The 23588-nt window shown below is 66.3% G+C and carries 19 protein-coding genes and 1 pseudogene; 11 read left to right on the top strand and 9 right to left on the bottom strand.

The genetic code is table 11. The annotated features are described in order from the left end of the window. Positions 1 to 152: 152 nt before the first annotated feature. Positions 153 to 959, top strand: a complete 807-nt coding sequence (locus BJI69_RS11065) for a ParB N-terminal domain-containing protein (protein ID WP_046967288.1) — start codon at positions 153 to 155, stop codon at positions 957 to 959. Positions 960 to 1064: 105 nt separating this feature from the next. Beyond that, a complete protein-coding gene (locus tag BJI69_RS11060; RefSeq protein WP_046967289.1) occupies positions 1065 to 1559 on the top strand; it encodes a hypothetical protein in 495 nt (164 codons plus the stop codon). A gap of 2 nt (positions 1560 to 1561) precedes the next feature. On the opposite strand, the gene BJI69_RS11055 is transcribed toward BJI69_RS11060, so the two are convergent. The 5 genes and pseudogenes from BJI69_RS11055 to BJI69_RS11035 all read right to left on the bottom strand — a co-directional run. Next, the gene (locus BJI69_RS11055) at positions 1562 to 2410 is read right to left on the bottom strand and encodes a hypothetical protein (protein ID WP_053057316.1); all 849 of its coding nucleotides are present in this window, start codon (positions 2408 to 2410) and stop codon (positions 1562 to 1564) included. Further along, a complete protein-coding gene (locus tag BJI69_RS11050; protein ID WP_046967309.1) occupies positions 2403 to 5423 on the bottom strand; it encodes a sensor histidine kinase in 3021 nt (1006 codons plus the stop codon). The genes BJI69_RS11055 and BJI69_RS11050 overlap by 8 nt, the downstream gene beginning before the upstream one ends. 49 nt (positions 5424 to 5472) lie before the next feature. Beyond that, a complete protein-coding gene (locus BJI69_RS22285) occupies positions 5473 to 6330 on the bottom strand; it encodes an alpha/beta hydrolase (RefSeq protein WP_052767127.1) in 858 nt (285 codons plus the stop codon). Further along, a complete protein-coding gene (locus tag BJI69_RS11040; RefSeq protein WP_162200976.1) occupies positions 6327 to 8459 on the bottom strand; it encodes a hybrid sensor histidine kinase/response regulator in 2133 nt (710 codons plus the stop codon). Before BJI69_RS11040 ends, BJI69_RS22285 begins: the two co-directional genes overlap by 4 nt. 208 nt (positions 8460 to 8667) lie before the next feature. Beyond that, a pseudogene (locus tag BJI69_RS11035) lies at positions 8668 to 9447 on the bottom strand (exodeoxyribonuclease III); the annotation flags it as partial. A 465-nt stretch (positions 9448 to 9912) separates the two neighbouring features. On the opposite strand from BJI69_RS11035, the gene BJI69_RS11030 reads away from it, so the two are divergent. Continuing rightward, on the top strand, positions 9913 to 12945 hold the full coding sequence (locus tag BJI69_RS11030) for a TonB-dependent receptor (RefSeq protein ID WP_046967291.1): 3033 nt from the start codon (positions 9913 to 9915) through the stop codon (positions 12943 to 12945). Positions 12946 to 13041: 96 nt separating this feature from the next. On the opposite strand, the gene BJI69_RS11025 is transcribed toward BJI69_RS11030, so the two are convergent. Then, positions 13042 to 13434: a hypothetical protein gene (locus BJI69_RS11025; protein WP_052767129.1), complete on the bottom strand. Its 393-nt coding sequence runs from the start codon at positions 13432 to 13434 to the stop codon at positions 13042 to 13044. 231 nt (positions 13435 to 13665) lie between these two features. Here BJI69_RS11025 and BJI69_RS11020 point away from each other — a divergent pair, with 231 nt between their 5' ends. Then, the gene (locus BJI69_RS11020; protein ID WP_046967292.1) at positions 13666 to 14442 is read left to right on the top strand and encodes a ferredoxin--NADP reductase; all 777 of its coding nucleotides are present in this window, start codon (positions 13666 to 13668) and stop codon (positions 14440 to 14442) included. A 71-nt stretch (positions 14443 to 14513) separates the two neighbouring features. Here the strand turns inward: BJI69_RS11020 and BJI69_RS11015 are convergent, their stop codons facing one another. Next, positions 14514 to 15176, bottom strand: a complete 663-nt coding sequence (locus tag BJI69_RS11015; protein ID WP_046967293.1) for an RIO1 family regulatory kinase/ATPase domain-containing protein — start codon at positions 15174 to 15176, stop codon at positions 14514 to 14516. A gap of 83 nt (positions 15177 to 15259) precedes the next feature. Between BJI69_RS11015 and BJI69_RS11010 the strand changes: the two genes are divergently transcribed. From BJI69_RS11010 to BJI69_RS11000, 3 genes are all read left to right on the top strand, one after another. Further along, entirely contained in the window at positions 15260 to 16030 is a 771-nt protein-coding gene (locus tag BJI69_RS11010) for an RsiV family protein (RefSeq protein ID WP_046967294.1), read from the top strand. Continuing rightward, on the top strand, positions 16030 to 16512 hold the full coding sequence (locus tag BJI69_RS11005) for a DUF456 domain-containing protein (protein ID WP_046967295.1): 483 nt from the start codon (positions 16030 to 16032) through the stop codon (positions 16510 to 16512). Before BJI69_RS11010 ends, BJI69_RS11005 begins: the two co-directional genes overlap by 1 nt. 71 nt (positions 16513 to 16583) lie before the next feature. Beyond that, entirely contained in the window at positions 16584 to 18332 is a 1749-nt protein-coding gene (locus BJI69_RS11000; RefSeq protein WP_046967296.1) for a DUF885 domain-containing protein, read from the top strand. A 161-nt stretch (positions 18333 to 18493) separates the two neighbouring features. On the opposite strand, the gene trhA is transcribed toward BJI69_RS11000, so the two are convergent. Then, complete coding sequence (gene trhA, locus BJI69_RS10995; RefSeq protein ID WP_046967297.1) at positions 18494 to 19165, bottom strand: PAQR family membrane homeostasis protein TrhA; 672 nt, start codon at positions 19163 to 19165, stop codon at positions 18494 to 18496. Positions 19166 to 19287: 122 nt separating this feature from the next. Between trhA and BJI69_RS10990 the strand changes: the two genes are divergently transcribed. Continuing rightward, the gene (locus tag BJI69_RS10990; RefSeq protein ID WP_046967298.1) at positions 19288 to 20115 is read left to right on the top strand and encodes a universal stress protein; all 828 of its coding nucleotides are present in this window, start codon (positions 19288 to 19290) and stop codon (positions 20113 to 20115) included. A gap of 264 nt (positions 20116 to 20379) precedes the next feature. Then, positions 20380 to 21039, top strand: coding sequence for an energy transducer TonB (locus BJI69_RS10985; RefSeq protein WP_046967299.1), 660 nt, complete (start codon positions 20380 to 20382; stop codon positions 21037 to 21039). Between the two features lie 53 nt (positions 21040 to 21092). Here BJI69_RS10985 and BJI69_RS10980 read toward each other — a convergent pair whose 3' ends face one another. Further along, positions 21093 to 21386, bottom strand: a complete 294-nt coding sequence (locus tag BJI69_RS10980) for a hypothetical protein (RefSeq protein WP_046967300.1) — start codon at positions 21384 to 21386, stop codon at positions 21093 to 21095. A 166-nt stretch (positions 21387 to 21552) separates the two neighbouring features. Between BJI69_RS10980 and BJI69_RS10975 the strand changes: the two genes are divergently transcribed. Together BJI69_RS10975 and BJI69_RS10970 are read left to right on the top strand one after the other, a co-directional pair. Then, positions 21553 to 22131 carry a cysteine dioxygenase gene (locus tag BJI69_RS10975; RefSeq protein WP_046967301.1) on the top strand — a complete coding sequence of 193 codons (579 nt, stop codon included), beginning with the start codon at positions 21553 to 21555 and terminating at the stop codon, positions 22129 to 22131. Positions 22132 to 22177: 46 nt separating this feature from the next. Further along, positions 22178 to 23572, top strand: a complete 1395-nt coding sequence (locus tag BJI69_RS10970; RefSeq protein ID WP_071924934.1) for an FAD/NAD(P)-binding protein — start codon at positions 22178 to 22180, stop codon at positions 23570 to 23572. Positions 23573 to 23588: the final 16 nt, after the last annotated feature.

The following is a 23588-nucleotide window of genomic DNA, read 5'->3' as shown; positions in this document are numbered from 1 at the left end:
CCGGTGTCCTTGTGGGTCATGGAAGCCCCTGCCATGACAACTATAAGTTTGCAACAAAAAGGCGGCGGAGGGAATTCGGCGATGCGACCCGCGCCGTCGCTTCCAGGGGGTTCCGGTAGAATGGTGGGTTGTGGTTTACAGGGCAGCCCGTCATGCACATCGTCGTCAACGAAGAACTCAAGGCCTACATCGACCCGCTGACCCCCGACGAGTACGAGTCGCTGGAGCGCAGCCTGCTTAGCGAGGGCTGCCGCGACGCCCTGGTGCTTTGGGGCGACACGCTGGTCGACGGCCACAACCGATACGGCATCTGCCGCAAACACGACATTCCCTTCCAGACGGTGCAGAACGAACGCTTCCGTTCGATCGACGACGTCCACTTGTGGATGATCGAGCAGCACCTGGGTCGGCGCAGCGTGTCGGACTTCCAGCGTGGCGTGCTCGCCCTGCGCAAGCGCGAGATCCTCGCCGAGCGCCGCGCACAGCTCGCCGAATCGGACGTGCCCTTCGACACCACCGATGCCCAGCCCGCCGCGCCCAAGCCGCCCAAGCCCGCGCCGGTCGACAGCCGCAAGGACATCGCCCGCGAGGCCCGGATCAGCAGCAACCAGGTCGGCATGATCGAAAAGATCCGCAAGGAGGCCGCCCCCGAGGTGGTCGCCGCCGTCAAGTCCGGCGCGCTCTCGATCAGTGCCGCCGCCGCCGTGGCCAGCCTGCCCGAGGACGAACAGCGGGCGGCCGCCACCGCCGGCGACGACGAACTGAAGCAGGCCGCCAAGCGGGTCCGCGAGTCCAAGCGCAAGCCCCGCGAAAAGCCCACCGACGAGGTGAAAGCCCTGCGCGAGCAGGTAGCCGACCTCGAGGCGGAGAACCGCAACCTCCGTCGCGAGATCGACGCTCTCCGCGTGCGTCTGGGCGAAAGCGTCCCCGAAGACGCCGACGAGGCACTCGCGGAGTAAAGTGGACCGGGCCGGCCGGGAACTCCGACCGGCATCCGGCTTTCAAAGGCCGGTACACCGGACGCGCCCTCGAGCGTTCGAGAGCCTGTCCCCGGAGTGTTCCCCATGAAAGCCGTTGCCGTCCTAGCCGCCCTCGCCCTTGTCGCCACGTCGTCGTGGGCTCAGGACGCCAGCAAGCCCCTCAACCTGCGGCTGCCGGCCGACTACGTGCCGGCGCCGGCCAGCAGCACGGCCGCGCCAGCCTCTGCCAGCAGTGTGGCGGGCACCGCGCCGAAGAATGGCGGCAGCGTGGCGGTCACGCCGCCCCGTCCGAAGGACCCGCCGGGCGCCTACTACGGCGACACCAGCGGCCGCATGGCCAATACCGAGACCGACAGCGGCGTGCCGCGCTGTGACGACGCGACCTACAACAAGCCCCAGGTGCACGGCAGCCTCAGCACCGGCGTGGTCAGCGCCAGCCATGGCGGCAGCGGCAGCTACCAGGCCGGCGTGGTCAGCCTCAGCCAGGCGTTCGGCGACTGCGAGCACCCGACGGGCGGCGTCAGCATTTCTGTCGGTGCCGGCAACAACAACTTCGGCGGCGGTCGCGGGCGCTGGTAAGCCTAGGGCGAGGAACGAAACACCACGATACGATCCGTCGCCGCGGGATCGGGATCCCTGCTGTGCAACCAGGGCATTCGCGCAAAGGACCGGGCGCAGGGTCCGAGCGCTACCACCCGCAGCGGCCGCCGGGACGCCTCGGTCTCGATCTTCGCCAGCACGTCGCGTAACACCGTGCCCAGGAAGGGCGTGAACAGATAGAAGACGTCGACGCCGGTCATATCGGCGTCCCGGGCGTCCATGGCGGTGAATGCCACCTCACCCCGACCCAGGCCCAGTCCAAAGGCGGCCCTCGCCGCACTGTCCACATAGGCGGGCTCGCGCTCCACGCCGCGCGCACGCGCGCCGGTAAGCATGTGCACGAGCATCGGCACGTGGCCGAGCCCCGAGCCGAGGTCGAGCACGGCATCGCTGGCCGAGATCGATGCACGCCGGATACCGTCCACGATGTGCCGCGCGGGTGAGGGCTGGTAAAACACCATCTCCGGCGGTGGCGCGGGGTCGGCAACGTCGGGCTCATCGATCGCGAGGACGCCGGCTAGCAGGGCATCGAGCGCGTCGTAGTGCTGGCCGGGCATCACCTCGCTGGCGATCCAGGGCGACAACGCCTGGCGCGCCTCGCCACGACGAATGCGTCCGCGCAAAAAATCGAACAGCTCGCGGTCGATCGCTTCCATCGCCTCGATCAAGCCCTCGGCTTGCGCGCGCAGCGATGCTCCGCTCGCACCGACCAGGTGAAGGTCGAGCTGATCGATCGCCTCGGCGCGATAAAGGAAAGCCATCGGCTCGCGCCAGCCCGGGTCGGCCGTGAGAGCGGCGATCATCGACGGCAGGGTCGCCGCATCACCCATACCAACGCCGCCACCATCGGGCGCGCGAAGGAAACACCCGGTCGACGGCCGCGCGCACGATGACCTCGGTGCCGCCCTCGACACGCGATGCGAACGCGGCGGTCCCGCCGATCGCCTGCGCACGCTCCTGTATTCCGCGCAAACCCCAATGCCCGGCGCGACCGCCACCGCGAAGCACGGCGTCGTCGATGCCACGACCATCATCGCGAACACGGAGGACGAGTTCGGTACCCTCGGTTTCGATCACCACATCGATGCGCGACGCTTCGGCGTGGGCGATCGCGTTGTGCACCGCCTCGCGCGCGATGCCATAGAGTTCATCGCGCGCCAGCGGATCCATGTCCCGCATGTCGATCGCCGCATGCACCAGCACGGGCACGGTGTGTTCCGTCGCGTAAACACGCGCGAGTTCGACGAGGGCGACATCCAGTGCGAACGATTCGCCCGCATGTCCACGCAGATCACGCACGCGGTCGCGCGCTTCCACGAGCGCCTCTTCGGCACGATCCAGGGCGCCCTCCATGGCAATACGCAAAGGCTGATCGGCAGGCACGCGATTGGCGATGGCCTGGAAACGCATCATCAGTCCCTGGATGCTCTGCAGCAAGGTGTCATGCAGCTCTCGGGCGATCCGCTCGCGTTCGGCATGGCGTTCGTGCAGCCGCGCACGCAGTTGCGCTTCCATCCGGCGCATGCGTACGTAGAACGAGAGCCAAAGCGCGGCGAAAGCCAGCAGCATGCAGATGAGCACGAACCAGGGTGTCTGGAAAAACGTCGGCGCAACGACGATCGTGACCGATGCGCCCTCTTCATTCCACACGCCGTCCTCGTTGGCCGCGGTGACGCGGAATCGGTAATGGCCCGGCGGCGGATCGGTATAGACCGCTTCGCGTTCCGTGCCTGCGTCACGCCAACGCGTGTCGATACCCTCCATGCGGTAGCGGAAGCGCACGCGCTCCGGCATCGCCAGACTGGTCGCCGTGTAACCGATGCGCAGCCGCTCGGTGTGCGCCGGAAGGTCCACCGTCGCCGCCACGGGCCAGTTGCCCGCATCGGTGGTGATGGAGCGAATCGAGACCGGCGGCGGCAGGGGATTGCGCGGTACGTCGGCCGGATCGATCGAGACGACGCCGCTGGTGGTGGCGAACCAGAGACGACCATCGTCGGCCACGACGGCCGTCGGCAGTGGCCGGAACTGAGCCGGCGTGCCCGGCAGCCCGTCCAGCGAGTCGAACAGGGTGACCGGCGGACGGTAGGCGGAATCCTGCAGCGCCCGCGCCATGTGCGCCGCGCCGATGCGCGCCACGCCCTGCGCGGTATTCGCCCAGAAATCGCCACGGGCATCGCGAACCAGGCCGGACACGCCACGAAGTGGCTCGCCGCGGGTGACGATCGTTCGTGCCTGCCGCCCGACGACCACACCGATGCCGAGTTCGCCGCCGACCCACACGGCGTCGCTGTTCTCCAGCAGGGCGGTGACATTGCCTACCGCGAGCCCATCCGACGGGCCCAGCTGCGTATCGTGACCGGCGTCGCGGATGACGATGGTGTTGCGGGCGAAACCCATCCACAAACGTCCGCGCGAGTCGCCCATGAGAACCAGGGGCGCTGGATCGTTGGCGATGGCTGGCATCGGGTCATAGACCCACGCGCCTTCGGTGTAGTGGTAGATGCCCGGCCGGTTGATCGAGAGCCACGCACCGCCCTTGCCATCGCCCACGATGGCCTGCACGCCGGTGTAATCTTCGGCTGGCAGGGAAGCAAAGCGCTCCGGCATGCCGTCCTTGAGCCGCCACACGCCGTGCGGACCGGCCAACCACGTCGCCTCGCGATCGCGCGACGCGGCCGTGATCGCTTCGGGAAAGTCGCCCGGCTGCACTCGGGTCGCATCCACGCGCGTCAACGGACGATTTTTCGTGCCGACCCAGACGCCGTGACCTTTCGCGGCGACCAGCGCGAAGTCGCTCGCGCCGGGCGACAGCGGCGCAGGAAGAAGACGGCTGACGCGAAAGCGGTCGAGGCCGCGACTGCCGCCCACCCAGATGCTGCCTTCGCGATCCTGGATGACGGCGCTGAGGTAATCGGAGCTGAGCCCGTCGCGTTCGATAAAGCGTTGGGCCGCCGTGCCGCTCGCCTCGATCTGCGCGCGCGGGAGGTCGCTGACGCGTGGCACGCGACGGATGCCGTCGCCGAGCGTCGGCATCCACAGGGCACCATCGCGATCGAACAGCAGGCCGGCTGAGGAGAGATTGAGGCTGGGCCCGTGATCTTCCGGCGGCGAGTCGCCAGCCCAGGCCGGCCGGACACCACCATCGGCCTCGGCCACCCAGATCGAGCCGTCCGGCGCTTCCGCGATCCGGTTCACCCGGCCGACGGCATGCGTGGCCAGCTCGAAGTGCGCGCCATTCCTGGGCAGCCAGGCGAGGGCCTGGTCGGTCGCGACCCACAGGCGCCCTTCCCGGTCGACCGACAGGTTGCGCGCGCGATTGCCCGGCAGGCCCATCGATGCGCCGACGAGGGACCAACGCTGCCCGTCCAGGCGAGCAAGACCATTGAAGGTCGCGGCCCAGATACGCCCGTCCGGGGTGCCGCCGATCGCGTAGATGGTGGCCGTGGGCAGGCCCGACGACGCGGCGTAGTGCGTCGCGCGATCGCCTTCGACGAAGCTCGCCACGCCGTAGCGAAACCCGACCCAGAGTCCACCCGAGGGTGGCGCATACAGAGAGGCGACGCTCGACGCGAGGAAGTCCCCTCCCTCGCGCGGCCGGTAATGCTCGAAGGTCACGCCGTCGAAGCGATAAAGGCCGGTCTGCGTACCCAGCCAGAGGTAGCCGTCGCTGGTCTGCGCCAGCGCCGTGACTTGACCGGGCGCACCTTCGCGAACCGTCCAGGCCGTGTGGTAAAACTGGTCGATCGCGCGGGCACGGCTATCGGCCGCCGCCGCGACGGGCACGACGAGGCACCAGCCGACGGCCAGCCCTAACCACGCAGCTACTGCGCGAGCGAAACGCACCCCTTTCACCCCCACATCCGTCGAGGGTCCACGATAACGCGTGGCGGCTTCAGTGCGTAAGACCGATATCGCGCAGGAAGGCGAGCGAATCGGCGAGGACACGCGCGGCCGCCGGAGAGCGCTCCGGCGACGCGAGCACATGGGCCGCGTGGTCGTAAGCCACCAGCCGGCGTTGTGAGGCCGGCGTACCGAGCCAACCGAAGGCATGGCGCATGGCGCTCGCCGAGGTCAGGGTGTCGCGATCGCCCTCACCGCCATCCCACAGTCCGAAGAAGACCGCGCAAACGACGTCCTGCAATACCTCCGGACGCATGCGCTCGATAAACAGGCGTGCGATCGCCCGGTAGCCATCGGTGTGCACCATCGACGACCAATAGCGACGTTGGAAGGGACTGCGTTCGCCCGGTGGCGCCACGGAGCCCTGGAGCATCACCGCGGCGCGCAGCTGCGATGGATCGTGCACGCGAATGCCGGGCGACCAGGCAACGACACCGGCGATCACGTCCGGCCGGGTCGCGGCAAGATCCAGTGCAAGTGATGCCCCCATGGACGTACCAATAAGGAGCACGCGCTCGCCCAGCTGGAGGCCGATGTCGAGCGCTCGCCGGGCATCGTCGCGCCAGCGCTCAGGCGTCGCCCCGGCCATGGCGTCCGGCGCATCGCTACCGTGGTCACTGAGCCGGGCAAGGTAGAGGTGAGCGCCGGTCGCGGCGGCGATCTCACGGTGAGCCGGCGCACCTTCGGCCTGGCTCGCCGTGAACCCGTGCAGATAGACGATCGCGAGCGGCAACCGGCGATGCGGCGCGGCGCCGTGAAAGACGATGCGCGCCTCGTTATCCGGCTTGATCGCGGTCGCCGCCAGTTCGCCCTCGCCGATGTCCCGCGCGAGGCTTTCCAGATCCGTCATGCGCCAACATCCGCCGACGTGCGCGCACCACTGCGTTGGGCCTCGACAAAACGGCGCACCGAGCGAGCCAGGCCGTCCAGCTCGACCACGGCGGCGCGCATGTCGCCACCGGCGTCGATCAGCACGGAGAGATCGTCGCAGACACGCGAGGCACCCGGCACGCCAAGGTTGCCCAGCACGTTGCGCAGGGCGTGGATGCACTCGGCTGCAGTGGCGATGTCACGCGAGAGCACCGCATTGCGCAAGGTATCGAGGTGGCTTTCGGCTGCGCCCGAACACAGGTCGATGAAGCCCCTGTATTCCTCGACGCTGGTCAGCGCGCGCATCTCGTCCAGCGGCGTGCTCGTCGTTCCCCACTCTGTCGGCTCCTCCAGCAACGGCTGTTGCCATCCGCGCGCGGTTTCCTCCATCCGTCGCTCGGCGGCGATGGACTCGATCACATCGAGGAGGCGCTGCGCGGCGATCGGCTTGGTCAGGTAGGCACGTGCACCGGCCTTGAAGGCAATGCGCACCGCGTCATGGCTGGAATCCGCACTGAGCATGACGATAGGCGGCACGCTCTCGGTGCGCCGGATCACGTCGATGCGACCCAGCACATCCCAGCCGGAGCTGCCCGGCATGTGCAGGTCCATGAAGATCAGGTCGAAACCGTCCGTTCCCAGCCGCGCCAGCGCTTCGTCGCCGTTCGCGCTGAAGACGGCCTGGTGCCCGGCACGCTCGAGAATGCGACCGACGATCTCGCGGTTCGCCGCGTTGTCGTCCACGACCAGGCAACGCTGCGATTCCACGCGGCGCCGGTGCTCGTCGAGCAGCTCGACCAGCGGCGTCTCCGCCACGCTGCGCGCGCCCGCCGCCGCCCGCGGCAAGGGAAAACGCCAGGTGAAGACAGCGCCACCCAGCGGGTTGTCGGTGACATCGAGGCCACCCTGCATCTGCTCCGACACGTTGCGCACGATGTACAGCCCCAGCCCGACGCCCTCCTGTCGCCGGCTCTCGCCGGCGCTGAGCTGGTGGAAGGGGTCGAAGATGCGCTGCTTATCGGCGTCGGCGATGCCGATGCCGGTGTCCGAGACACTGCAGGTGATCGTCGGGTCGCGCCCGCCGACACCCTCGTGGAGTTCCACGTGCACGTTGACCGAGCCACCCGGCGGGGTGAACTTCAGGGCGTTCGACGCCAGGTTGGAAAGCACCTGCTCGATGCGCCCCGGATCGCCATTGAAGACGCCCTCCACCGAGGCATCGCGGGCAAGGCTGAACGCAATGCGCTTTTCCGCGGCGAGCGGGCGACATACCGCACCCACCGTCGCCAGCACTTCGTCGAAGGCGAACGCCTGGTGGCGCAAGGTGAAGCTGCCGCCAGCGAAGGAGGCCACGTCGAGCACCGCGTTGACACGATGCAACAGGGCGTTGGCGTTGGTCGCCAGCAGCGCGACAAGGCGGCGCTGGTCGTCGCTCATCACCGAGGTATCGATCAGCGAGGCCGAGTGGATCACCGTACTCAACGGCGTCCGCATCTCGTGACTCATCATCGAGATGAAACGATGCTGGGCCTCGCGCGACGCGATGGCTTCCGCCGACACCTCGCGCAGCGCGTCCATCATCCGGTACAGCGTCATCGGCAGGACGATGACCAGGGCCAACGCATAAAGTGCGTAGGCGGGCCGTGCGACCCAGTAGCCATCCGGAGCGCTGACCAGGAGGATGGCCACCGAGGCGACGACGCCGCCGGCAAAAGCCCGGCGGCTGTAACGCACGCCTACGGCCACCGACAGGAAGGGCAGCACGGCGGTCAACGTGATGACCAGCATGAAGGCGGACTTGAGCAGCAAGGCAACCATGGCGAAGTTGGCCACGTTGCCGATGACATCGACCGTACTGCCCTGCCCCTGCTGCCGGGCGCGGAGGAAGAGCATCCACAGCGTGCTCATGGCGAACAGGGCGAGTGCGACAGGGAAGGCGCGATGGGCTTCGAGCGCCATCGGCACGGGGCCACGGAGCCAGGCCGCGGTCCAGATGACCACGAAACCGAGGATCACGGTGCGCATGAGCGACACGCGGTACTCGCGGAAGCTCGCCACGATCCGGTCGATGCGGGGATTGCGCAGCCGCTCGGCAACCTCGCTCAGCATTACCGGTTCGGGGCGATTAACGCTGCCGCCATCGATCTTCATTACCGCCCGGTCCGCCCCCTCCCCTGATAGCTGCCTAGTCTAGGACTTGGGCGGGTGGTGGCAAGTGCGGTTGCAGCGTCACGCCCCATGTAAACGCTTACATGGCCTCTCGCGCACGAATTAACCGATTTCCGCCACCTGCCTAGCCGCGCTTTGCCACTTTCCGGGCCTTGGGCGACGTCAACTCCACCCAGGTAGGCGCATGGTCGCTGGCCTTGGGCAGGTCACGAACCCAACGGTCCACGTTGGCATCCTTCAAACGGGCTGCCAGGTCCTTTGAGAGGAGCAGATGATCGATGCGCAGCCCCCGATCGCGGGGCCAGTGCTGGCGAAAATAGTCCCAGAAGGTGTAGATGCGCTCGTCCGGGTGCATCTCGCGCAACGCATCGGTCCAGCCCTGGGCAAGGAGGCGGGCGTACGCCTCCCGGCTCTCCGGCTGGAGCAAGGCGTCGCGGCGCCAGCCCTTGGGATCGTAGATGTCCTCGTCGGTGGGCACGACGTTGTAGTCACCGGCCAGTACCACGGGGTGGCCGCTTTTCATCAAGGTGGCGGCGTGGCGCAGGAAGCGCTCGAACCAGTCCAGCTTGTAGTCGAATTTCGGGCCGGGCTGCGGGTTTCCATTGGGCAGGTAGAGACAGCCCACGATCACCCCGTGCGCCGCGGCCTCGAGGTATCGGCTCTGCGTGTCCTTCGGATTGCCGGGCAGGCCGCGCCGACTCTCGACGGGATCCACTCCCTTGGCCAGGATCGCCACCCCGTTCCAGGACGACTGCCCGGCCCACAGGGCGCCATAGCCCGCCTCGTTGATCGCGCCGACCGGAAACGCAGCGTCAGTCGACTTCAGCTCCTGCAGGCAGGCGATATCGGGCGCCTCCCGCTCCAGCCAGCTCAGCAGATGGTCGAGGCGCGAACGGACGCCATTGACGTTGAACGTGGCGATCTTCATGGCCCGGAATGTCGAGGAGACCCGGTCGACGCCAGGTGAGCGGCGGCTGGCACGGGACTTGCCACGATCCAACCGTGTGCGCAAAGCGTGACGCCGAGCGACAAGCCAGCAACTTTTTTCGCCTTTATTTGCGAACCCCCAAAGTGCCCTCCATTGCAATACCTGCTAGCCACACAAAAGACATAAAAGCACGCAAACACCCACAGTTACATCATTTTCTGCTGCACTGCGCCATCGCGTTTGGACGGCTGGACGTCCGTCCAAACGCCCGTTCGATGGTCTGGACAACGCAAGTTACCTCCTGTAAACCGTAAGACCAGTTCATTTGGATCGAGACAAATGAACGGATAAAGCGATGGAGTGCGGGAGGGGGTCTTCGAGGCTCCAGACACGGCGAAAGGCGGGGGCCTATCGCCGCGGTCCCGTGCTGCCGTCATTCCGGGGCAAAGACATTTCGGGGAAGGCATGAAAAACCAGTTTCTAATTCGCAGGAGCGCACTCGCACTGGCGGTGTGTACCTGCCTGGGCGGCGTGTCGAGCGTCTACGCGCAGTCCACTACCGGCAGCATCAACGGCAACGTGCCCACGGGCGGGAATGAAACCGTCCTCATCGAAAGCGCCAACGGCTTCCGCCGCGAAGTGCCCGTCGACGCGCGCGGCAAGTACGCCGCCAACCAGCTTCCGCTCGGCACCTACACGGTCAGCCTGCAGCGCGACGGTGCCACCGTCGATTCGCGCAAGGACGTGAGCCTGCGTGTCGGTTCCAGCACGGACGTGTCGTTCAACGCGGCGCCGGCGACGGCCGGTTCGAGTGCCGACGCCACCTCGCTCAGCGGTGTGACGGTTACCGGTACCGCGATGCCCAACATCGACGTGACCGCCGTCGACTCGCGCACGATCATCACTTCCGAACAGCTGGCCAAGCTGCCGCTGGGACGCAGTGCGGAAGCCATCGCGCAGCTCGCACCCGGCGTCGTCATGAACGGCGGCAACTTCAAGAGCGACACCGGCCACCAGATCGCCAGCTTCGGCGGCGCGGCGTCCAATGAAAACGCCTATTACGTCAACGGCTTCAACACCACCGATCCGCTGAGCGCGGTCGGCGGCCTGCAGCTGCCTTACGGCGCGATCGACCAGCAGGAGGTCTACACCGGCGGTTACAGCGCGCAGTACGGACGTTCCGACGGCGGCGTGATCAGCCAGGTCGGCAAGCGCGGCACCAACGAATGGCACTTCGGCGCCCAGGTGATCTGGCAGCCCGCATTCGCGCGCGCCGACAACGACAACCTGTATTACACACGCGTGCCCTCGTCCGCACCCGCCGGCGATCTCTACCAGCCGAAGAGTGAAAATCGTCAGTGGATCACCACCGTCAGTGCCTATGCCGGTGGTCCGCTGATCAAGGACAAGCTGTTCTTCTTCGTGGCGGGTGAGTTCGAGAAGACCGGCCAGCACAACGTCAACTCGGTGGGTACGAATCCGCCGGCATCGACGAACACGTACAAGGCACCGCGTTGGTACTCCAAGCTCGACTGGAACATCAACGACAGCAACATCCTCGAGCTGACCGGCGCCTCCGACAAGCGCGAAGGTTCTGGCACGCGTTACAACTACGACTACGCCAACCTCCAGCGCACCGACAAGATCGGCGACGTCGACAACACCAAGACCGGCGGCGATCTCTACGTCGCGAAGTTCACCAGCTACGTCACCGACTCCCTGACCATCAGCGCCATGTACGGTCAGATGCAGACGAAGAACTACGACCAGCCGACGAACTACGATCCGTCCCTCGCGCGCGTCGACAGCTCCGACCAGCAGAATCCGGCATTGAACAGCGGTACGGCGATCCACAACAACCAGGTGGCCGACCTCAGCTCGCCCGGTCGCGGTAACAAGTCGACCAACTTCCGCTTCGACGTCGCTTACACCCTGGGCGACCACACGATCTCGGCAGGTATCGACAACGTCAAGTCGCGCGCCGAAGACTTCGGTACGAACAGCCCGGGCCCCGGCTATGCCTGGACCTATGGCAAGACCGATAGCCCCAACACGCCGATTTCCGAAGCGCCGGGCATCAACTTCGTTCCCGCACCGGCCCTGTTCCCGAACGGCGCCGGCGGCTACTACGTCAGCAAGAACGTGGTCAACAACCTGGTCAACGTCCGCTCCGACCAGCGCGCGCAGTACATCGAAGACAAGTGGCAGGTCACCGACACCGTGCTGCTTTCGCTCGGCCTGCGCAACGACCAGTTCACCGACTATAACCAGTCCGGACAGGCGTTCATCACGCAGACCAAGCCGCAGTGGGCTCCGCGCCTGGGTGCGTCGTGGGACGTCAACGGTGATGGATCGTTCAAGGTGTTCGGCAACGCCGGTCGCTACTACCTCGGCCTTCCGCTGAACCCGGCAACGGGCGCAGCCGCGGGTTACACCGCCACGCAGCAGTACTACACCTACTCCGGCATCGACAGCCTGGGGCGTCCGACGGGCCTCACCCAGATCAGCCAGCCGGTCTCGGCGAACAACTCGTACGGCATTCCGCCCGACCCGCGCACCGTGGCGGGCAAGGGCCTCAAGGCCGAGAACCAGGACGAATACATCCTGGGCTTCGACAAGACCCTGGGCAGCAACTGGGTTTACGGTGCGAAGCTGACCAAGCGCACGCTTCACGCGGCCATCGACGACTTCTGCGACATCGACCTGGTGAAGGCCAAGGCCGCGGCTCTCGGCTACAGCGTGGGTTCGACCAACAGCTGCTACCTGATCAACGGCGGCGCGGCGAACACGTTCACCGTGCTGGATGCCAGCGGCAATGCCCAGGAAGTCCCGCTCAGCCGTGACGAACTCGGCTTCCCGGCCCTGAAGCGCAAGTACTACAGCCTCGAGACCTTCATCGAGCACAGCTTCGACGGCGTCTGGTACGGCAAGTTCGACTACGTCTTCTCGCGCAGCTACGGCAACACCGAAGGCCAGGCACGTACCGATACCCGTCAGGACGGTGCCGCCGGCAGCGTGGACTGGGACAACCGGTATGTGATGGAGAACGCCAACGGCCCGCAGGGTAACGACCATACCCACGTCTTCAAGGCGTATGGCTACTGGCAGTTCGCCCCCGAATGGCAGGTCTCCGGTAACCTCCAGGCCGCTTCGGGCGCTCCGGAAGTCTGTACCGGTTACTACGGTCCCGACCATACCGATCCGGTCTCGTATGGCAGCTCGTATCGTTATTGCAATGGCGAGCCGTCCCCGCCGGGCAGCCATGGCCGCCTGCCGTGGACGTTCAACCTGGACCTGGGCATCACGTACCGCCCGTTGTGGGCCGACCAGAAGCTCGCTTTCTCGGCGAACGTCTTCAACGTCCTCAACGAGCAGCGCGCGATCTTCCGTTACCCGGCAAGCGAAGGCCCGGCCAACACGGTCAACACGATCTACCGCGTGCCGCTCTATACGCAGGATCCGCGTTACGGCCGCCTGGCAGTCACGTACGACTTCTAAGAACGCGTAAACCTTTACCAATCCCTGTGTAACTCTTGCGCCCCCTTCGGATGCCGGCTTCTCCCCAGCCGGTTTCCGAAGCCGGGCGCTCTTTTTTTAGCGGGCCTCACCCGAGGCGGCCACTACCATCTCGATATACCCAAGGATCTCCGCGACGCTGAGGTCGAAAACGCCGGCGTCACCGTTGTCGTACGCCTGGCGCCAGACGCCGTAGCCATTCTCCCAGCCCGCATCGTCGTTCGAGGCCTTGGTCAGCTCACGCAGGCTCTTGTCCAGCGTGGTCCGCAGCACGGCGGCGTGATGCATGGCGGGCTGGAAGCCGCCTTCTACCCGGTGGTTGCGCAGCTTTACGCCCAGGATCGAGATGTGAAACACCTCGCCATCCTCCGGCTCGACGCCCTTTTTGCGAATGACGACCCGCGAGCCATCCTCACCAGGGCGGTGGTCGTAGGTCCAGACCTGGCCCTCGGCGTAGTCGGGCTTCGTCATCGGTAGCACCTTGTTCCGGCAGGGGGTTTGCATCTTAAAGGCAGGACGCGACCAGCGCATGCCCCATCGCGGCCCCACAGGCCGGTTGGGCCGGCGGCGGGATATGGATTATCCTAGCGGCCACGACGCGCGAGGCAGCGCGGCCCCCGCAGGCCGCTTCCCCAGCTGATCCCCGGCTTCCCCGCATGGCGCGGTAGCTCCGTCACTACGACTTCGAGGTTCGAACAGACCATGGTGGCATTGGCGACCGAGCACGTCATCGACGTGCACCACTGGAACGACACGCTTTTCAGTTTCCGCACCACGCGCGATCCCGGTTTTCGCTTTGAAAGCGGGCACTTCGTGATGATCGGGCTGGAAGTGGAAGGCCGCCCGCTGATGCGGGCGTACTCGATCGCCAGCGCTCACTACGAGGAGCACCTGGAGTTCTTCAGCATCAAGGTGCAGGACGGCCCACTGACCTCGCGCCTGCAACACCTGAAGCCCGGCGACCCGATCATCGTCAGTCGCAAGCCCACCGGCACGCTGGTACTGAACGACCTCAAGCCAGGCAAGCGCCTGTACCTGCTCGGCACGGGCACCGGTCTTGCACCGTTCCTGTCGATCATCCGCGACCCGGAAACCTACGAGCGCTTCGACACCATCGTCCTCGCGCACGGCGTTCGTCACGTGAACGACCTGGCCTACTCCGACTACATCGAAAACGTGCTGCCCGAGCACGAGTACCTGGGCGACCTGGTGCGCGAAAAGCTGCGCTACTACCCGACCGTCACGCGCGAAGACTTCCGCAACCGCGGTCGCATCACGGACGCCATCGCGGACGGCGAGATGGCCCGCGCGCTCGGCCTGCCGCAAATCAATCCGGCGGAAGACCGGGTGATGCTGTGTGGCAGCCCGTCGATGCTGGACGATATCTGCGTGCTGCTGGACGGCGAAGGGTTTCAGGCGTCTCCGCGCACGCGGGAGCCGGGCGATTACGTGATCGAGCGGGCGTTTGTCGAGAAGTGAGTCGCGGCCCGCTGCCGCGGGATCGCCGATGAATCGGCTCCCACAGGGGGCTAGGGAATCGGATCCTGCCGTCAGCGGCGGATGCGACCCTGGCCTTCGTTGTCCCAGTAGCCGAAGATCCGCCGCGCGATGAGCTTGTAGAGGCGCTTGCCGGTGGCGCGCCATAGCCGCGAATGCGGCGCTGGTGCAGCGAGGATCGCCCGCTGCCGGGCGGATAGCCGGTCCGGCGCGTAGGTACGCTTGTGCTTGAGCAGATGGCGAAGGTCTTCCCGGGCCAGCAGGCGAAACAGGTTGCCGCGGCGTCCACGGGTCCACGCGATCTGAAAATCGACCAGACCCGGCGATCCGTCCTCACGCACCAGCCAGTTCGGCTCCTTGGCCAGGTCGTTGTGCACGATGCCGCGCCGGTGCAAACGGGCGAGCAGGCGCAGCGCCTCACGGTAGTACGCGGGATCCAGCGGCCTGCCGACCTGCATCGGCTCGCCCGCCATGTAGCTGCGCTCGAGCACGCGACCGTTCCATGCCAGCAGGCGCGGCACACCGTCGATGCCCTCCAGACGACCGAGAGCGCGCGCCTCGCGAGCGGCCGCGCGGCGGGCAAACGCGCGCGCCCACCAGCGTGCCGCCGCGATATCGCGACGAATCAGCAACTGGCCGCCGCGTTCGACACGCTCGATGCGACCGAGCTCGTCGGCTTTGAGGAGGGTGACGTTTTCCGTCGTCGCGTCGTGCACGCTATTCCTTCGATTCGTTGACGCTCCCTGCGCCGTGGAGGGGCTACGCTAAGATGCGAGCCTTGCAGGGAGGAATTGCCGACATGCTGGTGCGACACATCCTGTCGCTGGTCTTTGCCACGGCCGGCCTTGCAGCTTGCCGCGGCGGAACGGACCGGACGAACGGCGGGGACTCGCCGCCGCCCGCACGGGCGAGCGTCGACAAGGATACCGAATCCGGCCAGGAGGGCCTGTATACGATGGAATTGTCCTTGCCCGACCTGCCGCCGAGGGCCGAGCCGCTGCGCGCGACCATCGAGCGCTATGTCGATCGGCAGAAGCGCGCGTTCATGGACAGCCTGGATGCCCCCGGTGCGCGTGAACGCGCCCGGGAGCTGCCCTGGGACCTCAATCTGGATATCGCGGTCGCCTCGCGAACCGACCGCTTCATCAATGTGCAGGTCGACGGCTCCGCCTTCACCGGCGCAACCCATCCGGCACCCATCGTCGACAGCTTCACCTACGATCTCGAAACCCATCGCGTCATCGGTATTCGCGAGCTGTTCGCCGATCCGCGCGCCGCGGAAAAGGCTTTCGCCGCCGAGGCACGGCGCCAACTGCTCACGGCGCTGGACGACCAGGACGAACCGCTCGCCTCGGACAGCGAGCAGATCGCCGCCGGCACCGAGCCCGGCAAGGACCACTTTCGCGTATTCAGCCTGCTGACGGGCCCGGACAACAAGGTCCATGGCCTGACCTTCATCTTCCCGCCCTACCAGGTGGCCTCGTACGCCGCCGGCCCACAGGCGGTGGACGTGCCCAGCGATGCCTTCGCGTCGTACCTGAAGCCGGAGTATCGCGGGGCCTTCCGTTGATGGATCTGTTCCTCTACGTCCTCGCCGCCGCCCTCATCATCGGCGGCGTCGCGGGTGCCATCCTGCCGGTCCTGCCCGGCGTCCCGATGATTTTTGGCGGGATCTGGCTGGCCGCCGCCGTGGACGGGTATCGACACCTGGGTTGGGGCTGGCTGGTGGCGATCGGTGCCATCGCCGTGCTCGGCGTCGCCGTGGACTTCATCGCCGGATCGCTCGGTGCGAAAAAGATCGGCGCCAGTCCACGGGCCCTGTGGGGTGCCGGCATCGGCACCACCATCGGCATGTTCTTCGGCCTTCCGGGGCTTCTGATCGGGCCCTTCGCGGGCGCCGTGATCGGCGAGCTGTGGTCGGGGAAAAGCATCCTGCGCTCCGCACATGTCGGCGTGAGTACCTGGTTCGGCATGCTGCTAGGTGTCGTGGCCAAGGTCGTGCTGTCGTTCCTCATGATCGGCCTGGCTGGCCTCGCCCTCCTCTTCAGCTGACCCGCCATCCGGCACATTGGCGGGCCTGGGCCCAGCGGCTAGTCTCCAGGGACCATCACGGGGAGACACCCATGTTTCGACGACTGAGCCTCGCCGCCGCCATCGCGCTCACCATGGGCGCCGCCCATGCGCAGGACGCCAAGCCCGCTGACTGGATCGCACGCAGTAACGCCGATGCGCAGACCCTGCTCGATCTCACCGCGCGCTTCAGCCCGGAAACGGCAACCGATATCGGCGTGAAGGGCTACGACGAGAAAACCGCGGACCTGGGTGCCGACACCGACAAGCGCCAGCGCGAAGCACTCGTCGCCGCGCGCGCGAAGTACGCGCAACGCCTCGCGGAAGAGAAGGATCCTAACGTCCATCAGGACCTGCAGATCCTGATCAAACAGATCGACGGCAGCATCAAGGGCATCGACCTCAACGACAAGTACCTGCTGCCCTGGTATGACGCAGGGCAGATCGTCTTCAGCGGCGAATTCTCGTTGCTCAACGAGCAAAGTACACCGGAGCAGAACCAGGCCGCCCTGGGCCGCCTGAAGTGCTATGTCGGCATGACGCCCGGCTGCAAGGCCCTGGTCGACGAGGCCCGTGCGCGCACCAGCGAAAAGCTCGGCGACAAGGCCTTGCTTGGACCGGTCAGGGCCGACGTCGAACAGAAGCTCGGCAATACGCAGCGCTACGTGGACGGCATCCGCAAACTCTTCGCCGAGAAGAAAGTCGCCGGCAGCGACGAGGCCATGGCGAAGCTAGACAAGCAACTGAAGGATTACAACGCGTGGGTGAAGAAGACCGTGCTGCCCCTCGCACGCACCGACTTCCGCCTGCCCGAGCCGCTCTACGCCTACAACCTCGAACAGGTCGGCCTCGACATCGCACCGCGTGACCTGATCGGGCGTGCGGAGCTCGAATTCATGGAAACGACGTACGCGCTGCAGGCGCTCGCACCCGTGGTGGCGAAGGCCGAGGGTCTGCCCGAGGGCGACTACCGCGACGTGCTCAAGGGCTTGAAGAAGAAGCAGCTCGCCAAGGACAAGGTCGAACCCACCTATCACGAGGTGTTGCTGAAGATCGAAGATGCCATCCGCAAGCAACGCATCGTCGAACTGCCGCAACGGCAGATGGCCATGCGTGTCGCCTCCGATGCGGAGAACGCACGCTCGCCTGCACCGCACATGGATCCGCCCCCGTTCGTCGGCAATACGGGGCAGCGCGGCACCTTCGTGCTGACGACGGGCAATCCGCCCAAGGGTGGCGAAAAGACACAGATGTACGACGACTTCACCTTCGAGGCCGCCGCGTGGACCTTGACCGCGCACGAAGGTCGACCCGGGCATGAGCTGCAATTCGCCGCGATGGTGGAACAAGGCGTGTCGCTCACGCGCAGCCTGTTCGCCTTCAACAGCGTGAACGTGGAAGGCTGGGCTCTCTATTCCGAAATGGAAATGATGCCGTACGAACCGCCGGCAGGTCAGTTCGTCGCATTGCAGTTCCGCTTGCTGCGTGCCGCGCGCGCCTTCCTCGATCCGATGCTCAACCTGGGCCTGATCGATCGCGACCGAGCCCACGACATCCTCGTCAACGACGTCGGCCTGTCCGAGCCCCTGGCACGCCAGGAACTGGATCGCTACACGCTCACCAGCCCCGGGCAGGCCACGGCCTATTTCTACGGCTACACGCGCATCCTGCAGCTACGGGCGGAAACGCAGGTCCGCCTGGGCAAGACGTTCGATCGCAAGGCCTTCAACGATTTCCTGATCGCCCAGGGGCTGCTGCCACCGGACCTGCTGGCCGAAGCGGTACGCACGCGCTTCAAGTAGTCCATGTGGGAGCCGATTCATCGGCGAAAAGCCAACGGAGCGGTGTAGCTGAAAGGCACATCGCCGCTGAAGCGGCTCCCACATAAAGCCAGGCCATCCACATAAAGCCAAGCCATCCACATAAAGCCGAGCCACCCACACCAAGCCCGGCCACCTGCCGATCAATGCCCCGGCGCGTCCGGGATCACATAAAGCAACACCGCCAGGAAATGCAGCACGCTGCCTGCAAGCACGAATACGTGCCAGATCGCGTGGTGATACGGCAGCTTTCGCGCCAGATAGAACGGCACGCCAAGCATGTAAGCCATGCCGCCGCCGAACAGCAGGACCAGGCCGCCGGTTTCCACGTGCTCACGTAAGGGTTCGATCGCGATCACCGCGACCCAGCCCATCAACACGTACATCAGCACCGCTGCTTTGCGGTAGCGCTTGAGGATGCCGAGCTCGGCGAGGCTGCCGATGATCGCAAGGCTCCAGATCGTCGTGAACAGACCCCAGCCCCACGCGCCTGGCAGGGCGAGCAGCGTGAACGGCGTATAGGTGCCGGCAATGAGCAGGAAGATCGCAATGTGATCGAACGTGCGCAGCACGCGCTTGGCCATCACGCCGGGAATCGAGTGATACAGCGTCGATGCCGTGTACAGCAGGATCAGCGTACCGCCGAACACCGAACTGGCTACTACCGCACGTGGGCCGCCATACATGGCCGAGAACGCCACCAGGATGGCCAACCCGGCAATGCTCAGCACGAGGCCGATGGCGTGGATCACGCTGCTGGCGACTTCCTCGGCGAAGGGATAGCTCGGTTGGAGGCTTTCGGTGGCCATGGGCATTTCCGGACGACGCAAAGAACCGAGGGTAACCGATGCCACCCGTTGTTGCGAAACACTCGCAATTGGGCCGCCACGCGGTCGCGGTCATTGACCTGCACGCACCCCGCGTTGTTCCATGGGCCATGACACTCGAACTGCTCGTGCACATCGGTCGTCTTCCCCCGCAGGGCGCGGGCCTTCGTGCCGCCCTGGCCATCGCCGCGCGTATCGACGCAAGGCTGGACGGTATGCACGTCGTCGACCTGCCCGCCGCCGCATTCACCGTGCCCGAAGCGGTCCCGATGCAGCTGGACGCCGTCCGCCAACGTTCCACGGACGCCAAGGCGGTCGGCGCGGACTGGTCGCAGCTGCTCGAATCGCGGGGTCTCAAGGGCAACTGGCGGGTGGGCAACGGCGACACCGTCACCCTCCTCTGCCATGCCTCGGCCGGATACGACATGCTCGTGATGGAACGCTCCTCCACCATGCGTGGCGATGCACCGGTCGGCTTCGGCGTCGTGTCGCGCACCGTGTTCGGCGCCAGCCGTGGCGTGCTCGTGGTGCCCGAGGCGGCGCCGGTGGAGACCCTGGGCGAACATGTGCTGGTCGCCTGGAGCGGCAGCCGCGAATCCGCGCTGGCGGTCCGCTCCTCCCTGCCGCTGTTGCGCAAAGCGGCGCGCGTTACCGTCATCGACGGCAGCCGCGATGAAGACCTCGACACCTGCGCCCTGCCCGACACCGATATTTGCGGCTGGCTGGACACCCATGGGGTGAAGGCCGACGTGAGGCGACTGGATGCGGCCGCTCAGCCGTCACCGGGGCCGGCCTTGCTCGAGCTGGCTCATCAGGAGAAGGCGGACCTGATCGTCATGGGCGCCTGGGGGCGTTCGCGGTTGTCGGAGATGGTGCTTGGGGGAACGACGCGCTTTCTCTTCATGCAGTCGGATGTGCCTATGTTGGTGGCGCACTGAGGCGAGCTGGCTTTCGCCGATGAATCGGCTCCCACAAGAGCCGCTCGTTGTAGGAGACGATTCCTCGGCGATGGGTGCTTGCCATATCCGTGCTGCTTGCCCATATCCGTCAGCGGTAACCCAATAGCCATCTAAACGGCCGGCTTGCAACTTCCTGCGAACCCTGCCTACTCTGCAACCGGACCTGAACACGATCCCCGCCGATCCCCATCGGCCGTGTTCCCGACCGCGCATCACCTTCCCCCACGTTGCAGGAGGTGGCTCATGTCGTTCGCTCGTCCGCAGTCCCTGGCCGGGGTTCACCCGGATACCGTTCGCATCGTCGCCATGAGTGCGGCCATCGCCTTGAACGCCGCCGCGCTCATCGCCGTGATGCGCCCCATGGTCGCCCACATGGTGGATGCGCCTCGATCCACCCAGCCGTTCGTGCTCCAGTTCGTCGAACCACCCCCTCCCGTGAAGCCGCCACCGCCGATCGAGCTTCAACGGATTCCGACCAAGGCACCACCGACGACCACGTTGCAGAAGCACGTCGAAGCCCCACCGGTGGTGACGCCACCCATGGCGACCGACGAGGGTACGGCGCCGATGGTTCCACCCGCTCCGGTCACCTTATCGCCACCGACCGAACAGGCCGGACCCGTCGAGGCCACGCTCGCCTACGTGGCCGCGCCTGCGCCGAAGTATCCGGCTCAGGCGATTCGCGGCCACATGCAGGGCACGGTGACCTTACGTGTCCTGGTGGACGAGACCGGCAAGCCCCTGGATGTGGTCATCGAGTCCAGCAGCGGTCATGAGCTACTCGACCGGGCAGCGCGCGACCAGGTGCTCGCAAGGTGGCGTTTCCAGCCGGCGCAGTCCAACGGGCACGCGGTACAGGCCTGGGCACGTATCCCGGTGAACTTCGATCTGAGAAGTATCTGAGGCGTATCTGAGACCGTGCGACGGACGCCCCGGCAAGGGCCGGGGCGTTCCGGTCAGCGATGACTGGCGGGCATCACGACCACGTCCGGGCGGCGCGACGAACGCGCGATGGCCCAGACGATGAGCGCGAGGAAGGCCACCGGTAGCAGCACCGGCAACAGGGCCAGGGCGACGACAGGGGCGACCACCAGCATCACCACACCGCCGATCACGGCGCCGAGGATGCTGCCGACGAGGCTGAAAACACCGCCGATGATGCCGAACACCAGCTTCAGCACGGCGCCGATAAGCGCGAAGACCAGCCAGAAACCAACGGCAAGGACGACGAGCGAGGTGAGGACGATCATGGCTTTGCTCTCCGTGGGACGACAGCCGCCAGGGGGCGGTTCCGACAGTTCGATGCAGCCTGCGCCCTAAGAGTTTAAAGCCGTTGCGAAGGTCCCGGGTTACGAGGCTTTAACGGGCCCCATGCTCCACTTCCCGCCAGTCGATTTATGTGGACGGCCTCGGGCCATGGGTAAGCGTTCTTCCATCATCAAGACCTTGCGGGACATCGCGCTCGATCATTCGGACGTGGCACAGCCCGACCTCGCCTCCATGGGGCGTGAGATCGGCCGTGTGCTGCATGGCCGCCACGCGGATGTCATCGAGGCACTGGGGCCGTTGCGCGAGCGTCGTCGCGGCTTCGAACGCTGGATGGTCGCCGAACGGGCTCGCCCGGGCGTGAGCATCCTCGTCATGGCCTGGCCGCCGGGCTATGCCACACCGGTGCATGACCACGGCGGTCTATGGGGCCTCGAAGCCATGATCGCCGGTGCACTGGAAGTCGAATCCTTCGACAAAGACGACACCGACCATTCGCTGCGCAGCACCGGCCGCACCTGGCTCGGCCCCGGCGACGCGACATGGTTCGAAGCCGCGGAAGCGCACGCCCACCGCTGCCGCAATTTGTCGCGCCATGACACCGCGCTCACGCTTCACGTGTACGGTGGCGATCTGGCACAGTACCTCGCGTATGAGCAGCCCGGTCCTTCGGGACACTGGATCGCACGACCGAGGCAATCGATTATTGCGGGACGCCTGACGGCCTGACGGTCTAACGGCCCTCCACCCCAACGCAAGGGCGAAGGACCAAAGCATGTTTCATAAAGTCGCCATCATCGGCGGTGGCGCAGCAGCGGCGACGCTGGTGAGCGAATTGCTGGAGCGTCGTACGCCCCGGCCGTTGCACCTGAACTGGTATGCCGGCGCCGTGAGCGCCGGGCGTGGTGTTGCCTACGGCACGCCATCGGAGCGCCACCTGCTCAACGTACGCGCCGCATCCATGGGCATGTTCGTCAGCAAACCCGGTGGGTTCCTCGAATACGCGCAAGCGTTGAATCCGGCCGTGAAAGGTTCGGACTTCCTGCCTCGTCGCCTGTATGGCGATTTCCTGCAGTCCCGCGTCGAGCAGGCCGTCAAGAACGCCGGTTCGTTCGGTCACGACGTGAATGTCATTCCTTTCATGGCCGAGTCGCTGGTGCCTTCGAGTGAAGGTGTCACCATCGGCTACGGCGACGAAGTCGCGCACGCGGAAGCTGCCGTGCTGGCCATCGGTTCCTTGCCTCCGCGACCGCTGCCCGGCGTGGAAGATGCTGCCATCGCCAGTGGCCGCTATGTCACCGATCCGTGGCCCTATCTGGTTTCCGCGCCAGTCGACGAGCGCCCCCTGCGGGTGCTGGTCATCGGCCTGGGCCTCACCGCCGTCGACGTGGTACTCGAACTGTCGGCGCGCTGGCCGAACGCGACCTTCACCGCCCTGTCCCGTCACGGCAAACTGCCGGAGCCGCACCTGGCTTCCGCCTCGGCGCCGGGTGGCGATGACGCCGACCTGGTCGAGTCGATGCGCGACGATCCCAACGTGCGCGTGTGGATGCGCGCCTTGCGCGACGCCGCGTCGCAGGCGGAAGACTGGCGCACGCTGGTCGATGGCCTGCGTCCGCATACGCAGTCGCTCTGGGCCGATCTCCCCGTTGCCGAGCGTGCGCGCTTCCTGCGTCATGCCCGCTGGGCGTGGGAACGCGCGCGTCATCGCATGCCGCCGCAGGTCGCCGCCTCGATTGCCGCCCTCGAACGCGCCGGACGCCTCGCCCGTGGGCGTGGACGCATGCGGGGCGTGTCGCTTTCTCACGAGGGAGCGCTCGACGTCAGGCGCGGGCTCGCGGGCGGCGGCGAAGCCGTCGAATCCTACGATGTCGTGATCCAGACAGTCGGCCTCAATACCGACACGCTGCGCACGGAGCATCGCCTCGTGCGTCAGCTGGTGATCGACGGCCTCGTCAAGCCGGATCCGCTGGGCCTGGGCTTCGCCGCCCTGCCCGACGGCCATCTGCTCGACGGCAATGGACGCGCCCGCTCGAATCTTTTTGCGATCGGCAGCCTGCTTCGCGGTGCACTGTGGGAGTCCACGGCCATCCCGGAAATTCGCAAGCAGGCCCAGAGCGTGGCGAACATGCTCATGGCCGAAAGCGCCGAACGAGCGCACTCGCGCTAGTCGGCGCCACCGGCGG

Origin of the sequence: Luteibacter rhizovicinus DSM 16549, from assembly GCF_001887595.1 — a bacterium.
Lineage (GTDB): Bacteria > Pseudomonadota > Gammaproteobacteria > Xanthomonadales > Rhodanobacteraceae > Luteibacter > Luteibacter rhizovicinus.
The sequence above is the reverse complement of the archived record's forward strand: the minus strand, read 5'-3'. Positions and strand labels throughout refer to the sequence as shown.

Bases quoted from the DNA above. Each gene is read 5' to 3' on its own strand.
- BJI69_RS11065 (WP_046967288.1), top strand. From the start codon at position 153: ATGCACATCGTCGTCAACGAAGAACTCAAGGCCTACATCGACCCGCTG.
- BJI69_RS11060 (WP_046967289.1), top strand. From the start codon at position 1,065: ATGAAAGCCGTTGCCGTCCTAGCCGCCCTCGCCCTTGTCGCCACGTCG.
- BJI69_RS11055 (WP_053057316.1), bottom strand. From the start codon at position 2,410: ATGGGTGATGCGGCGACCCTGCCGTCGATGATCGCCGCTCTCACGGCC.
- BJI69_RS22285 (WP_052767127.1), bottom strand. From the start codon at position 6,330: ATGACGGATCTGGAAAGCCTCGCGCGGGACATCGGCGAGGGCGAACTG.
- BJI69_RS11040 (WP_162200976.1), bottom strand. From the start codon at position 8,459: ATGCTGAGCGAGGTTGCCGAGCGGCTGCGCAATCCCCGCATCGACCGG.
- BJI69_RS11030 (WP_046967291.1), top strand. From the start codon at position 9,913: ATGAAAAACCAGTTTCTAATTCGCAGGAGCGCACTCGCACTGGCGGTG.
- BJI69_RS11025 (WP_052767129.1), bottom strand. From the start codon at position 13,434: ATGACGAAGCCCGACTACGCCGAGGGCCAGGTCTGGACCTACGACCAC.
- BJI69_RS11020 (WP_046967292.1), top strand. From the start codon at position 13,666: ATGGTGGCATTGGCGACCGAGCACGTCATCGACGTGCACCACTGGAAC.
- BJI69_RS11010 (WP_046967294.1), top strand. From the start codon at position 15,260: ATGCTGGTGCGACACATCCTGTCGCTGGTCTTTGCCACGGCCGGCCTT.
- BJI69_RS11005 (WP_046967295.1), top strand. From the start codon at position 16,030: ATGGATCTGTTCCTCTACGTCCTCGCCGCCGCCCTCATCATCGGCGGC.
- BJI69_RS11000 (WP_046967296.1), top strand. From the start codon at position 16,584: ATGTTTCGACGACTGAGCCTCGCCGCCGCCATCGCGCTCACCATGGGC.
- trhA (WP_046967297.1), bottom strand. From the start codon at position 19,165: ATGCCCATGGCCACCGAAAGCCTCCAACCGAGCTATCCCTTCGCCGAG.
- BJI69_RS10990 (WP_046967298.1), top strand. From the start codon at position 19,288: ATGACACTCGAACTGCTCGTGCACATCGGTCGTCTTCCCCCGCAGGGC.
- BJI69_RS10985 (WP_046967299.1), top strand. From the start codon at position 20,380: ATGTCGTTCGCTCGTCCGCAGTCCCTGGCCGGGGTTCACCCGGATACC.
- BJI69_RS10980 (WP_046967300.1), bottom strand. From the start codon at position 21,386: ATGATCGTCCTCACCTCGCTCGTCGTCCTTGCCGTTGGTTTCTGGCTG.
- BJI69_RS10975 (WP_046967301.1), top strand. From the start codon at position 21,553: ATGGGTAAGCGTTCTTCCATCATCAAGACCTTGCGGGACATCGCGCTC.
- BJI69_RS10970 (WP_071924934.1), top strand. From the start codon at position 22,178: ATGTTTCATAAAGTCGCCATCATCGGCGGTGGCGCAGCAGCGGCGACG.